Source organism: Aquipuribacter hungaricus (genome assembly GCF_037860755.1).
Lineage (GTDB): Bacteria > Actinomycetota > Actinomycetes > Actinomycetales > JBBAYJ01 > Aquipuribacter > Aquipuribacter hungaricus.
In genome coordinates, this window is the sequence record NZ_JBBEOI010000093.1 from 1 (window position 1) to 13133 (window position 13133).

A 13133-nucleotide genomic window follows, 5' to 3' on the forward strand; every position below is an offset into this window, starting at 1 on the left:
GAGCAGGGCCGCCGCCGGGACGGCCTCGGGAGGCACGGCCGCCGTCACGCGCGGTCCCCCGGCCCGGACACGGGCGCCCCCGCGCCCCTCGTCCGGCCCACGGCGCGCCGGTCGACGGAAGGCTGGGGGCACACGGTGACGTTAGGCGGGCGCGGGTGTGCCGCGCACCCGGGCGGGGTATCCCTCCGGAGCGCTCCCAGGGTGCGCGCTGACGACGAGAGACGGACGATCCAGACGTGATGCTGCTCAGACTGCCCGGTACCTACCCCGCCCAGGGGGACACGCACCTGCTCGCGGCCACCCTGCGACGACGAGGGCTGGCCGAGGGCCGGCGCGTGCTCGACCTCTGCACCGGCACGGGCGCCCTCGCCCTGGCCGCGGCGGAGGCCGGCGCCCGCGAGGTGGTGGCGGTCGACCTGTCCCGCCGCGTCGCCTGGAACGCCCGGATCAACTCGGCGCTGGCCCGCGCCGGCCTCGACGTCCGCACCGGGGACCTCTTCTCCCCCGTCGCCGGCGAGACGTTCGACCTCGTCACGGTCAACCCGCCCTACGTGCCGGCCGCCAGCGACGAGCTGCCCCGCCACTCCATCGCCCGGTCCTGGGACGCGGGCGTCGACGGCCGGGCGCTGCTCGACCGCATCTGCGCCGGCGTCTCCGCGGTGCTCGCCCCCGGCGGCACCCTGCTGCTCACCCACTCGGTCCTCGCCGACGAGCAGCGCACCCTGGAGCAGCTCGAGGCCGCCGGCCTGGAGGCCGAGGTCGTCGAGCGCGTCGAGGAGCCCTTCGGCCCCGTCATGCGCCGCCGCGCGGAGATGCTGCGCCGCCGTGGCCTGCTGACGCCGGGCCAGCAGTCCGAGGAGCTCGTCGTCATCGAGGCCCGCGTCCGCGACGCGGCCACCCTGGAGCACGCGGGCGACACCGGCAGGGACCGTGCCGACGACGCCGCCTGAGCCCGCGCGCGGGCGCGTCGTCATCACCGCCGACGGTCCCGTGCTCGTCCCTGGCCCCGTCGAGGTCGTCACGGCCGACGGCACCCGCGCGTACTCAGACCGCCCCGTCACCGCCCTGTGCGTCTGCGGCCAGAGCGGCCGCTACCCGTTCTGCGACACCAGCCACCGACGCAGGGTCCGCTCTGCGCACCAGGAGGACGCATGACCGCCACCACCACCACGCCCGGGCCCGTCGCCACCGCCGGCCCCTCGGGCCCGCCGCTGCCCGGTGCCCGCGGCCCGCTGTCCACCGCGGTGCTCGACCGGCTGCTGGGCGGCGACCTCGTCGTCCCTGACGGCGTCACCGGCGCGGACCCCTACGGCGAGGACCTGCAGCTCGCGCTGTACCTGTCGTACGAGCTGCACTACCGCGGCTTCGCGGGCGTCGACGACGACCTGGAGTGGGACCCGGAGCTACTGCGTCTGCGCCGGGCCATGGAGGACGTGTTCCTCGCCGCGCTGCGCCGCGACGTGCCCGGCGGGGACGACCTGCCCGGCACCATCGACCCGCTCCTGGTCGAGGACCTCGACGCCCAGGGCGTCTCGCACCACCTGCGGCGCCGGGGCGAGGTGTGGCAGGTGCGCGAGTACATCGCCGCCCGCTCGCTGTACCACCTCAAGGAGGCCGACCCGCAGGCCTGGGTCATCCCGCGGCTGGAGGGCGAGGCCAAGGCCGGCCTCGTCTCCGTCGAGCACGACGAGTACGGCGCAGGCCGCGGCGACCGCATGCACGCCCGGCTGTTCGCGGACATGATGCGCGAGCTGGGGCTGTCCGACGCCTACGGCGCCTACCTGGACGTCGCCCCGGCCGAGGTGCTGGCCGAGGTCAACCTCATGTCGATGGTCGGGCTCCGGCGCTCGCTGCGCGGCGCCCTGGTCGGGCAGTTCGCCGTCGTGGAGCTCACCAGCTCGCCCGGCTCAGAGCGGCTGGTGCGGGCCGCCGAGCGGCTCGACCTCGGCCCGGCCACGGTCGGCTTCTACGCCGAGCACGTCGAGGCCGACGCCGTCCACGAGCAGGTCGTGCGCCACGGCATCATCGCCCCGCTCGTCGAGCAGGACCCCGCCATGGCCGCCGACGTCGTGTTCGGCATGCAGGCCGCGCTGCTGCTCGACGAGCGGCTGTCCGAGCGGGTCATGGGGTGCTGGTCCGAGGGTCGGTCGCTGCTCCGGGGACCGCTGCCCGAGGCCTGAGCCCGCGCACCCGTGCACCGAGGGACGCCGGTCTGCGCCGGCGTCCCTCGGTCCATGTCTAGCCGGTGACGACCGTGGACCCGCCCGCCAGCACCTCGACACGCACGTCGCCCGCGCCGCCCGCGGTCGTGCTGACGACCTGGCCGGTGGCGTCGAGCACCGAGACGACGACCGGGTCGTCCCCGGGGGCGTCGACGACGACGGTCCGGGTCGTGGTGGCCACGGAGTGCAGGAGCACCGTGCCGCCGTCGGCGCCGTCGAGCACCAGGCGGGACACCAGCGGCGTGAGGAGCACCGCGTCCACCCGGGCGGCGGACGCACCGCGGCCGGTGGCGGTCGCCGTCACCGATGTCGCCCCTGCGTCGAGGGTGCGCACCATGGTCGTCGGCAGGATCGCGCCGGGGGCCTCGGTGACGCCCTGGACGCCGCCGCTGCCGGTCCGCAGCACGCCGAGCGGGGACCCCGCCGACGAGACCCGCAGCACGGGCGAGCGCCGGTCGGTGACGAGGTCCACCACCGGCTGCACGAGCCGGGGCTGGTCGTCGGCTGCGACGGACCACGTCACCGACGAGCCGCCCGTCATGGCCAGGTAGGACCCGCCGCTCCACTGCGACTCCCCCGTCCACGCCGAGGCGGGCGTGACGACGGTGGCGCCGGGGGCGGTCGCGGACTCCGCCTCGACCCAGGTCGTGCCGTCGATCTCCACCAGCGCGGTGGACGACAGGGCGATGTCGCGGACCTCGGGCCGGGCGTCGAGGGCCAGCATGCTCAGCAGCCCGTGGATGGTCGACTCGGCACCGGAGTTGCGGTTGACCACGCCGTCGGCGCTGAGGCCGTCGTAGGTGCGCCCGGTGGCGGGGTCGTACATCGGCTGGCCGGCCCGGTTGGCGCCGAAGTACCAGGACGCCGTGATGCCGGCCATGGTGTCCAGCGCGGGGCGGTCCGCGGCGTCGGCCACGGCGACGAGCGACTGCACGCGGGAGTCCACGCCGTAGGCGATCTGCGTGAGGTCGCCGGGCACCGGGAGCCAGCCGTTGACCGGCCCGGTCGAGGTGAGCAGGTGCGGGGTGAACACCGCGGCGTCCTCGACGGCGGCGGGCAGCAGGTCGTCGCGGTCGAGCGTGGTGGCGGCCACGGCGAGCGCGGCGGGCATCTGCGAGGCCCAGGCGTGCCAGAACGAGCGGGTGTGGGTCCAGGGCAGCACAGCGCCGTAGGGCCACTGCCGGGCGTCCCCGGCGGACATCGCGGCGATCCCCTCCGCCAGCTGGGCGGTCGCGGTGGCCGCGCGCGCGGCCACCGGGTCGCCGGCGGGGGCTGCCTCGACGAACGCGGCCAGGCCGAGGACGGCCTCGGCGCTGGCGTCGGCCCCGTCGACGACCAGCCACGCCGGGACCCGGACACCGTCGGCGACCTCGTAGGTGCCGTAGGCGTCGAGCACCTGCCGCTCGAGCGCGGCCAGGGACAGGTCCATCCGGTCGTGGAGGAAGGCGGCGAACGCGGGGTCCTCCTCGGCGAAGGCGGCGTAGCCCTCGCCCAGGGCCCAGACCGTCCGGGCCAGCCAGTACGACTCCTCGGAGTCGCTGGGGTCGGGCAGCTCGACCGGCTCGGGGCTCGGCTCGAGCGTGCCGTCGGGCTGCATCCACAGCACGACGTTGCCGGCGTCGGGACCGGTCACGGTCTGCAGGTAGGTGGTGCCGCGCAGCAGCTGGTAGGCGCGCTCGCGGCTGTCCTCGTCGCCGGTCTGCTCCCAGTGGCGCAGGTAGACCACGGCGGCGCGGGTGAGGTCGTCGGCGTTGAACGCCCCCTGGCCCCAGGTGTCGGTCGCGGCGTCGTACGGCCCGCCGCCGACGCGCTCGTACACGTCGCCGTCGCGGCGGTCGGCGTAGGTCCACAGCACACCCACCTCCGGCTCCTCGGCGAGCCGGTACGTGGTGTGGCCCTCCTGGTCCGGCGGGTCGACGGTGTCGCCGAGGAAGTCGATGTGGTCGAGCGTCGTCAGGGGCTCGTCGGAGCCGGGCGCCGGGGCTGCGACGGCGGGGCCGGCGACCACCCCCGGCACGAGGAGGCCGGCGACGAGGACCGCCCCCAGCAGCGGGGCGAGGGCACGGGGTCTGCGCAGGGTCATGGCGGTCAGCTCTCCTGGTGCTCGGTGGGGCCGGACGGTGCGGTCGTCACGGTCGGGGCGTCGGTGCCCTCGACCCGGTCGAGCCGGGCGACGCCGATGGTGGAGTCGGCCATCCCGTAGAAGACGTAGCGCTGCCCGTCGACCTCCTCGATCGCGGTCGGGAAGACGACGTTCGGCACGGTGCCGCTGCGCTCGGCGTCGGTCTCGGGCGCGAGCAGGGGCACGTCGGTGCGGGCGAGGACCACGGCGACGTCGTCGGGGTCCAGCAGCATCGCGCCGGCGGCGTAGCGGACGTGCTCCTGGGGCGCCCATCCCTCGGCGATCTCGCCGGTGACGCCGTGGTGCAGCAGCAGCCAGCCCTCGGGGACGCGGACCGGGGGCGGCCCCGCGCCGATCTTGGTGACCTCCCACGGGTGCTCGGACAGGGCGACCTGCCGGTGGTCCCGCAGGCGGACCAGCGCGCCGGTATCCGCCTCGACCTCCTCGGCGGGGACGTAGGAGACCCAGATGCCGGGGCGGGGGTCGGTGGTGCCGGCGGGCAGGTGCGTGCCCTCGCCCTGCCGGATCCAGCCCAGGTCCCACATCGGCCGGTGGAGCATCGCGTAGGCCGGCCGTCCGTCCGGGCCGGGCACCGGCTCGGGGAAGAGCACGGCGTCCTTGTTGGGGAACAGGTTGAGGTCGGTGTCCAGGTCGGGCTGGTAGGCGAAGTGCACCGGGCCCAGACGCCGCCACTCCTGCAGGTCCGTCGACACCGCGAGGGCCAGGCGCGGGCCGAGCGGGCCGAAGGCGACGTACGTCATGACGTGCAGCCCGAGCCGGGGCACCCACGTCACCCGCGGGTCCTCCACGCCGGCGTTGCCGGTCCCCCGCTCGAACCCCGCGTCGGGGGCCAGCACGGTGCCGCGGCGCCGGACGCCGACCGGGACGCCGTCGTCGATCACCACCTCGGCCAGGCCGACGCGGGACACGTTGCCCGCGCTCACCAGCCGGGGCAGCAGGTGGAGCACCCCGTCCGGGGTGCGGCCGCTGGCGGGGTTGAGCACCCCCTCGGCCTCGTCCGGCTCCCCCGGGTCCGGCTGCATGACGGTGCCCACCCGGGTGAGCCGGTAGGGGACGTGCGTGCTCGTGGTGCTGGCGTCGCTGGTGGTCCCGGCGTCGCTGGTGGTGCTCCTGGTGACGGTCATGTCATCCCTTCACGCCGGAACCGACGTCGTTGCTGACGAAGTGGCGCTGGAAGACGGTGAACAGGACGACCGCCGGCGCGGCGAGCACGCAGGCACCGGCGAGGATCGCGCCGAACGGGTTGGCGGCCCGGGCCGACAGGTTGGTGATGTAGTTCGCCAGCGACACCGCCAGCGGTTGCATGTCCTGCTCCTTGGTGACGAGGAACGGCCAGAGGAACTCGTTCCACGGGCCGATGAACGTCAGCAGCAGCGCCGTGAGCAGGGCCGGGCGCACCAGCGGGACCGCGATGGACCACAGCACCCGCAGCTCCCCCGCGCCGTCGATCCGGGCGGCGTCGAACAGGTCGCGCGGCAGCTGCAGGAAGTACTGCCGGAACACGAAGACCGCCGTGGAGTTGATGGCGAACGGCAGGATCATCCCCAGGTAGGAGTCGGCCAGGCCGTAGTCCCGGACGATGAGGACGTACAGCGGGATGGTGAGCAGCTGGAACGGCACGACCTGGACCAGGAGCATGAGGGCGAACACCGCGCCGCGGCCCCGGAACTCCAGCTGGGCGAGCGCATAGCCCACCAGCACGCCGAGGACCATCGTCCCCAGCAGAACCCCGCCGGTGAAGATCCCGGAGTTGACGAGGGAGCGGACCAGCCCGATGGAGCCGTCGATGGCCGAGTAGTTGGACACCGTGAGCTCGTCCGGGGACGGCGCGAGGCCGGCGAGGCTCGGGTCGGGCTCGGCCGTGAAGGAGCCGACGAGCATGTAGTAGAAGGGGAACAGGAACAGCAGGGCGCCGAGGGCCAGCAGGAGCATGCGCGGCCACGAGGTGCGGGACGGCCGGCGGCGCGGGCCGCCGGTCGCGGTGGGGGGCACGGCGGGCGCGCCGGCCCCGGCGGCGACGGTCGTGGGGGTCGCCATGTCAGTCCCTCTCCAGGACGTAGCGGTTGACGAGCGAGACGAGCAGGACGCCCACGACGAGGACGACGCCGATGGCGGCGGCGACGTCGGGGTTCCCCTGCTCGATCCCGCGCTGGTACATGACGAGGACCGGGGAGGCCGACGCGCCGTCCGGCCCGCCGCCGCCGGTGAGCAGGTACGGCTCGGTGAACAGGTTGGCGCCGGTGATGGTGGAGAGGATGACGACCAGCGTCGTCGCCGGCCGCACGCTCGGGACGGTGATCGACCAGAACGTCCGCAGCCGGCCCGCGCCGTCGACCGAGGCGGACTCGTAGACCTCCTTGGGCACGTTCTGCAGCGCGGCGAGGTACAGCAGGATGAAGAAGCCGAGCTGCTTCCACGTGACGAACACGGCGATGACCGGCATGGCCAGGCCCTTGTTGACCAGCCACGACGGGTCCGGGGCGGCCCCGCCGAGGACCTGGTTGACCAGGCCACCGGTGCTGAAGAGGTACAGCCACACCGCGACCACTGCGACGCTGGCGGTCACGTAGGGCACGTAGTACGCGACCCGGAAGAACGAGCGGAACCGGATGGCACCGTTGAGGGCGGTGGCGAGGACGAGCGACAGCGCGACCGTCAGCGGCACGTTGATGACGAGGAACACGGCGATGTTGCGGAACGAGCGCTGCACGTCGGGGTCGGTGAGGACGGCGACGTAGTTGTCGAGGCCGACGAAGGGGCGCTCGACGGCCACGCCCGGCGCGGAGAAGAAGAAGTCGTGGAACGACATCCACACCGCGAGGCCGAGCGGGTAGGCGAACACCGCGAGGATGAACACCACGTACGGCGCGGCGAACAGCATGCCCACCGGGTGCCGGCCGAGGACCCGCAGCGGGCCGCGCGACGACGCCGGGCGCCGCTGCGCCGGTGCCCCGGTCCCCGCCCGTGCGGGGACCGAGGTCGACGTGGCCACGACTAGCCCTGGCCGACGAGACCGTCGACGTCCTCGGCGGCCCCGGTCAGGGCCTCCTGGACGTCGGTCTCGCCGAAGATGACCGACTCGGAGTACGCGTCGCGGAAGGTCTGCCAGACCTCGATGGAGCCCTCGACGTTGGGCACCTCGACGGTGCGCTCCGCCTGCGCGGCGAAGGTCTCGTACTCGGGGTTGGCCTCGAAGTACTCCGCGTAGGTGGCGGGCAGGTCCTGGCGCATGGGCATCTGGCCGGTCAGCTCGAGGAGCTGGCCGTCCTGCTCCTCGGAGGTGGAGAACTTCAGCACCTCCCACGCGGTGGCCTGGTTCTCGCACGCGGTGTACATGGCGACGTTCTTGGCGTCGCTGAAGGTGACGACCTCCTCCGCGGGGGTGCCGCCGGACGTGGGGACCGGGACGACGCCCCAGTCGATGTCCTCCCCGTAGACCGCGATCGCCCAGGGCCCGACCGTGGACATGGCGGACTGCGCGTCGCCGAACGCGTCGCCGTTGTAGGCCTCGCGCCCGGCGAGGCCCTCGTCGTAGACGGTCTTCCAGAACTCGGCGACAGCGACCCCTTCCTCGCCGGCGAACTGGGCCTCGCCGTCCTCGACGAACAGCGAACCCCCGGTCTCGGCCGCGAACATCGGGTAGAAGTCGAACCACGGCTGGTAGAACTCCGAGCTGGGCGCGGGCCAGATCGCGTGCTGGGCGACCCCGCTCTCGACGAGGGTGCGTGACGTGGCGAGGAACTCCTCGTGGGTGGCCAGGGGCGGGTTCTCCGGGTCCAGCCCTGCCTCGGCGAACATCGCCTTGTTGTAGAAGATCATCACGGGGTTGGCCTTCCAGGGCAGCTGGTAGAGCGCCCCGTCCGGGGACACGTACTGCTCGGCCTTGTCACCGGTGCGCTCCTCGATGTACTCCCGGGCGCCCTCGATCTCGTCGAGGTTGACCAGCCCGCCGGCCTTCTGGAACTGCGGCACCGCCGCGGGCGAGGTGTTGTAGATCAGGCACGGGGCGTTGCCGGCGGTGATGGCGGCCGCGATGGCCTCCTCCGAGCTCTGCCCGGCGGGGATCTCCTGGGCGGTGACCTGCTCGTCGGGGTGCTCGGCGTTCCAGGCCTCGACCATGGCCTCGCCCCAGGCGACCTCTTCCTGGTTGTTGGAGTACCAGATGTCGACGGGGCCGGTGCCGCCGCCGGCCTCGGCGGCCTCCTCGGAGCCGCCCCCGCCGCCGCAGGCGGCGACGGCGGCGAGCAGGGCGATCCCGGTCAGGGCGGCGGGGACGGTGCGCTTCATGAGTTCTCCTCGGTGTCAGGTGCGTCGTGCGGGTCTCGTGCAGGTCGTCTCGTGCTGGTCCGGGGCTCTCGTGCGCGCTCCCGTACGGGTGGCACCGGCGCTCCGCCGGTCAGGGGCCGCCGCGGCGCGGCGGGCCGGTGGTGTCCCGGACCACGAGCCGGGCCGGCGGCATCTCGACGTCCTCGGCCGCGCCCCCCTCGACGAGCTCCAGCAGGGTGCGGGCGCACCGGGCACCCCAGGCGGGGACGTCGGCGCGGATGGTCGTGAGCGGCGGGTGGGTGTGCGCGGCGGAGGCGGCGTCGTCGAAGCCGGTCACCGACAGGTCCCCCGGCACCTGCACCCCGCACTGGTGCGCCACCGTGAGGCCGGCCATGGCCATGAGGTCGTTGGCGTAGACGACGGCGGTGGGCGGCTCGTCGGCGCCGAGCAGCGTCCGCGTGGCCGCCGCCCCGCTGGCGGGCGAGAAGTCCCCGACCGCCTCGGGGCCCGGCGGCAGCCCGTGCTCGGCGAGCGCCTGCGCCCACGCCTCGCGCCGGGACCGGCTGTGCAGGAAGGGCGCGGGACCGGCGACGTGGCCGATGTGCCGGTGCCCGAGGTCGACCAGGTGCGCCACGGCCTCCCGGACGCCGGCGCTGTCGTCGAGGCAGACGGCGGGCGACGACGAGGGCCCGGCCGGGCGGTTGAGCGTGACGGCGGGCAGCCGCAGCCGCTCCAGCAGCGCGAGCCGCTCGTCGTCGTGCCGCAGGTCGGTCACGAGGACCCCGTCCACCCGGCCGTCGCGGGCCAGCCGCTCGTACCCGGCGACCTCGGCCGCCCGGTCGCGGACGACGAGCAGCACGAGGGCCTGGTCGTGCTCGCTGAGCACCGTCTCCACGCCCGCGATGAAAGCGAGGAAGAACGGGTCGGCGCCGAGCAGCTCCGCCGGCCGGGCGACGACGAGGCCGAGGGCGAAGGCCCGGGAGACCGACAGGGACCGGGCGCGGTGGCTCGGGCGCCAGCCGAGCTCGGCCGCGGCGGCGAGGATGCGCCGGCGGCTCTCCGGCGACACCCCGGGCCGGTCGTTGAGGGCGAAGGAGACGAGGGTCTTGCTCACGCCCGCATGGCGGGCGACGTCGGTGATGGTCACGCGCGGTGCAGCCACGGTCGACCTCCCGCCCGGCGCCCGACGCTGGGCACCGAGGTCATGTAAACCGGTTCAGGCCCCTGCGGTCAAGGGGTGCGGGACGCCTGTGACGGGCCGCGCCTCAGCCGAACGGCACGGCGAGGTGCCCACGGCGTGCGATGGCGAGCACGTGGTCGCGGAACAGGGCGGCCGAGGGCAGCATCCGCCGCTCGGTCGACCAGACCATGCCCAGGTCGCGGGTGGCACCGGGGTCGGTGAGGCCGAGCACCTCGCAGCGCCCGTCCACCGCGGACGCCGGCACCAGCGCGACCCCGAGGCCGCTGGCGACGAAGCCCTGCACCGTGGCGAGGTCGTCCGCCTCGAACGCCACCGCCGGGTCCACCCCGGCGTCGGCGAGCAGGGCGTCCGCGGAGGCGCGGAACGGCGACGGTCCGCGCAGCGCGACGAACGCCTCCCCGGCCAGGTCGGCGACCGGGAGCCGCCCCGCCCCCGCCAGACGATGACGGCTGCCCACCACGGCGACCAGCGGCTCGGTGAGCAGCCGCGCCCACCGCAGGGAGGGGTCCCGCGGGCGCCGGCTGCTCAGCTCGACGTCGACGGCCGCCTCGGGCTGCGGCGCGCCGTCGGCGCCGCCCCCGTGGTGCAGGAGCACGCGCACCTCGGGGTGCTCGTCCCGGAAGCTGCTCACCAGCTGCGGGACGAGCCAGGTGCCCATGGACCGCTCGAACGCCACGGCGACGGTGCCGGTCTCGGGGTCGAGGAGCTGCTCGACGGCGGCGAGCCCGTCGTCGAGCTCGTGCAGCACCCGGTCGACGTGCCGCTTGAACGCCCGGCCCGCCTCGGTCGTGCGCAGCACCCGTCCCTGGCGGCGCAGCAGCGGCGTCCCCACCTCGCGCTCGAGGCGGGCCAGCGCCCGGGACAGCCCCGGCTGCGTGAGGTGCTCTGTCTCGGCGACCTCGGTCACCCGCACCCCGTCGGCGACCAGCTGGAACCACCGCAGCGCGTCCGTGTCCACACCCATGACGCTACGGCATGGGTCGGTGCGCCAAGAGTCATTGGACGCATCGGTCGGACGAGCGGACACTCGGAGACATGATGAACCCGGAGACCACCGCCCTGTCCTCCCTCGCCGACGGCTTCGCCGGCGTCCGCACCGAGCTGGCCGCCCGCCGGGCCCGCCGCGCCGCCGCCCGCCGCCTGGAGGCGGAGCTCGCCGCCTACTCCACCCCGGCCGACCAGGCCGAGCTCGACGCAATCATCGCCCGCGCCCCCGGCCAGGCCGGCGCCGACCTCGACCGCATCGTCACCCGCCTCCGCGCCGCCTGAGCGGACCGCGCCACCCGCACCACCCGCACGACCGGCACCACCAGCACGGCACGCACGACCGCACGACCCGGGCCCCGCGAGGGGCCCGGCGGGGCCTACCCGGCCAGCTCCTGCCGGAGCACCCGTCGAAGGATCTTGCCCGAGGCCGACTTGGGGATGGCGTCCACGACGAGCAGCCGGTGCAGGTGCTTGTACGTCGCCGTCCGCTCCGCCACCCACGCGCGGACGGCGTCCGCGTCGCTCCCGGCCCCGGCCCGCAGGACGACGTGGCCGACGGGGAGCTCCCCCGCCTGCTCGTCCTGCACCCCCACCACGGCCGCGTCGGTGACGTCGGGGTGGGTGAGCAGGAGGGCCTCCAGCTCGGCCGGCGCCACCTGGAACCCCTTGACCTTGATGAGCTCCTTGAGCCGGTCGACGACGTACAGGTAGCCGTCGGCGTCCACGTGGCCGATGTCGCCGGTCCGCAGCCAGCCGTCCGGGTCCAGCGTCGCGGCGGTCGCCTCGTCGTTGCCCAGGTACCCCTTCATCACCTGCGGCCCGCGCACCCATAGCTCGCCGTCGGCGTCCACGCCGAGGTCCTCCCCGGTCGCGGGGTCGACGACGCGGTGCTCGGTCCCGGCCACCGCCACGCCCACCGAGCCCGCGCGGTAGCCGCCCGGGCGGGTGAAGTGGCTCACCGGTGACATCTCCGTCATGCCGTAGCCCTGCACGACCTCCACGCCGAGACGGGCGGAGGCCTCCGCGGCCAGCTCGGCGGACAGCGGCGCCGCACCCGAGACCACCTGCACGAGCGAGGACAGGTCGACGCCCTCGACGGCCGGGTGCTTGGCCAGCGCGACGACGATGGGCGGGGCGACGAAGGACCGGGTGACCCGGTACCGCTCGTGCGCCTGGAGGAACGCCGCCAGGTCGAAGCGGGGCATCGTGACGATGGTCGAGCCCGTCACCAGCCCGACGTTCATCACCACGTTCATCCCGTAGATGTGGAAGAACGGCAGCACCCCCATGAACACCTCGCCGTCGCCGGCACCGAGGATGTCCTGGGTCTGCGCGACGTTCGCCACGAGGTTGCGGTGGGTGAGCATGACGCCCTTGGGCAGGCCCTGCGTCCCCGAGGAGTACGGCAGCGCCACCACGGCGTCCTGGCCGACCGGGACCTGCTCGGCCAGCCGGTCGCCGAGCAGCTGCTGCAGCGGCACCGCGTCGGAGCCCTCGGGCACCTCCCCCAGGACGACGACCTGCTCCACGGCCGTCCCGGCGGCCGCCTCCGTGGCCGTCGTGAGGAACGCCGGCACCGTGACCAGCAGCCGCGCGCCGGAGTCCACGAGCTGCTCGTGCACCTCGTGCGCGGTGTACGTGGGGTTGACGGTGCAGACCACGCCGCCGGCCATGGCGACGCCGTGGAACACCACGGCGTACTCCGGCAAGTTCGGGCTCATGAGCGCGACCGCGTCGCCCGGGGCGTGGCCGCGGGCGACGAGCCCGCCCGCGAGCGCCCGGACGCCGGCGTCGAGCGCGGCGTAGGTGAGCGCCCGCCCTGACGCGGCGTCCACGAGCGCCGGCCGGTCGCCGAGCGCCGCGGCCCGGCCCAGGACGTAGGGCGTGAGCAGGTCGTCGGGGACGTCCAGCGGGGGGACCGGGGTGGGGAGGGTCACGTCTGCTCCTCGTCGAGCGGTCGCCGGGGCCGTCGTCGGCCCGCGTGGCGTCATCCAACCCTGTCCGGTGCGCGGCTGCACCCGTTCCGGCCGCCGTCCCCGGGGTGCCACGATGGGCCGTGCCCGCTGCCCACCGCGCCCCCGACGCGGGTGCCCGCCCGGACGGCTGGGGTGCCCTGGCCCCGGTGTACCGCTGGCAGGAGCCGCTGCAGCGGCGCAGCGTGACGACCCTGCTGCGGGTGCTGGCGCCGCTGCCCGGCGAGCGCGTCCTGGACGTCGGCGCCGGCACCGGCCTGGTGTGCCGCAGCGTGCCTGACGAGGTGCGGGCGGTCGCCGCCGTGGAGCCGAGCGCCGGCATGCTCGCCGCCGCCGACCTC

At 74.9% G+C, this 13133-nt stretch carries 13 protein-coding genes; 5 read left to right on the forward strand and 8 right to left on the reverse strand.

Going from position 1 to position 13133, the window contains the following annotated elements; genetic code table 11:
• Positions 1 to 239: 239 nt before the first annotated feature.
• From WCS02_RS11070 to WCS02_RS11080, 3 genes are read left to right on the forward strand one after another with little or no spacing between them, the layout of a single operon-like run.
• Positions 240 to 950 carry a HemK2/MTQ2 family protein methyltransferase gene (locus WCS02_RS11070; RefSeq protein ID WP_340293045.1) on the forward strand — a complete coding sequence of 237 codons (711 nt, stop codon included), beginning with the start codon at positions 240 to 242 and terminating at the stop codon, positions 948 to 950.
• Positions 951 to 990: 40 nt separating this feature from the next.
• Positions 991 to 1155: a CDGSH iron-sulfur domain-containing protein gene (locus WCS02_RS11075; protein WP_340293047.1), complete on the forward strand. Its 165-nt coding sequence runs from the start codon at positions 991 to 993 to the stop codon at positions 1153 to 1155.
• Positions 1152 to 2180 (forward strand): iron-containing redox enzyme family protein, encoded by a 1029-nt coding sequence (locus WCS02_RS11080; RefSeq protein ID WP_340293029.1) that lies wholly within the window; start codon positions 1152 to 1154, stop codon positions 2178 to 2180. The genes WCS02_RS11075 and WCS02_RS11080 overlap by 4 nt, the downstream gene beginning before the upstream one ends.
• 58 nt (positions 2181 to 2238) lie before the next feature.
• Here the strand turns inward: WCS02_RS11080 and WCS02_RS11085 are convergent, their stop codons facing one another.
• The 7 genes from WCS02_RS11085 to WCS02_RS11115 form a co-directional block, all read right to left on the reverse strand.
• The gene (locus WCS02_RS11085; RefSeq protein WP_340293031.1) at positions 2239 to 4305 is read right to left on the reverse strand and encodes a hypothetical protein; all 2067 of its coding nucleotides are present in this window, start codon (positions 4303 to 4305) and stop codon (positions 2239 to 2241) included.
• 5 nt (positions 4306 to 4310) lie between these two features.
• On the reverse strand, positions 4311 to 5489 hold the full coding sequence (locus tag WCS02_RS11090; RefSeq protein ID WP_340293033.1) for a glycoside hydrolase family 130 protein: 1179 nt from the start codon (positions 5487 to 5489) through the stop codon (positions 4311 to 4313).
• 1 nt (position 5490) lies between these two features.
• Positions 5491 to 6402 carry a carbohydrate ABC transporter permease gene (locus WCS02_RS11095; RefSeq protein ID WP_376983683.1) on the reverse strand — a complete coding sequence of 304 codons (912 nt, stop codon included), beginning with the start codon at positions 6400 to 6402 and terminating at the stop codon, positions 5491 to 5493.
• A 1-nt stretch (position 6403) separates the two neighbouring features.
• Positions 6404 to 7357, reverse strand: a complete 954-nt coding sequence (locus tag WCS02_RS11100) for a carbohydrate ABC transporter permease (protein WP_376983684.1) — start codon at positions 7355 to 7357, stop codon at positions 6404 to 6406.
• A gap of 2 nt (positions 7358 to 7359) precedes the next feature.
• Positions 7360 to 8652 (reverse strand): extracellular solute-binding protein, encoded by a 1293-nt coding sequence (locus WCS02_RS11105; protein ID WP_340293035.1) that lies wholly within the window; start codon positions 8650 to 8652, stop codon positions 7360 to 7362.
• A 109-nt stretch (positions 8653 to 8761) separates the two neighbouring features.
• Positions 8762 to 9778 (reverse strand): LacI family DNA-binding transcriptional regulator, encoded by a 1017-nt coding sequence (locus tag WCS02_RS11110; protein WP_340293037.1) that lies wholly within the window; start codon positions 9776 to 9778, stop codon positions 8762 to 8764.
• Positions 9779 to 9896: 118 nt separating this feature from the next.
• On the reverse strand, positions 9897 to 10790 hold the full coding sequence (locus WCS02_RS11115; protein ID WP_340293039.1) for a LysR substrate-binding domain-containing protein: 894 nt from the start codon (positions 10788 to 10790) through the stop codon (positions 9897 to 9899).
• Between the two features lie 77 nt (positions 10791 to 10867).
• Here WCS02_RS11115 and WCS02_RS11120 point away from each other — a divergent pair, with 77 nt between their 5' ends.
• The gene (locus WCS02_RS11120) at positions 10868 to 11101 is read left to right on the forward strand and encodes a hypothetical protein (protein ID WP_340293041.1); all 234 of its coding nucleotides are present in this window, start codon (positions 10868 to 10870) and stop codon (positions 11099 to 11101) included.
• Positions 11102 to 11196: 95 nt separating this feature from the next.
• Here the strand turns inward: WCS02_RS11120 and WCS02_RS11125 are convergent, their stop codons facing one another.
• Positions 11197 to 12756: an AMP-binding protein gene (locus WCS02_RS11125; protein ID WP_340293043.1), complete on the reverse strand. Its 1560-nt coding sequence runs from the start codon at positions 12754 to 12756 to the stop codon at positions 11197 to 11199.
• Between the two features lie 119 nt (positions 12757 to 12875).
• Here WCS02_RS11125 and WCS02_RS11130 point away from each other — a divergent pair.
• The coding region (locus WCS02_RS11130) for a class I SAM-dependent methyltransferase (protein WP_422665420.1) at positions 12876 to 13133 on the forward strand (258 nt) is incomplete at its 3' end.

Bases quoted from the DNA above. Each gene is read 5' to 3' on its own strand.
- WCS02_RS11070 (WP_340293045.1), top strand. From the start codon at position 240: ATGCTGCTCAGACTGCCCGGTACCTACCCCGCCCAGGGGGACACGCAC.
- WCS02_RS11080 (WP_340293029.1), top strand. From the start codon at position 1,152: ATGACCGCCACCACCACCACGCCCGGGCCCGTCGCCACCGCCGGCCCC.
- WCS02_RS11085 (WP_340293031.1), bottom strand. From the start codon at position 4,305: ATGACCCTGCGCAGACCCCGTGCCCTCGCCCCGCTGCTGGGGGCGGTC.
- WCS02_RS11090 (WP_340293033.1), bottom strand. From the start codon at position 5,489: ATGACCGTCACCAGGAGCACCACCAGCGACGCCGGGACCACCAGCGAC.
- WCS02_RS11095 (WP_376983683.1), bottom strand. From the start codon at position 6,402: ATGGCGACCCCCACGACCGTCGCCGCCGGGGCCGGCGCGCCCGCCGTG.
- WCS02_RS11105 (WP_340293035.1), bottom strand. From the start codon at position 8,652: ATGAAGCGCACCGTCCCCGCCGCCCTGACCGGGATCGCCCTGCTCGCC.
- WCS02_RS11120 (WP_340293041.1), top strand. From the start codon at position 10,868: ATGATGAACCCGGAGACCACCGCCCTGTCCTCCCTCGCCGACGGCTTC.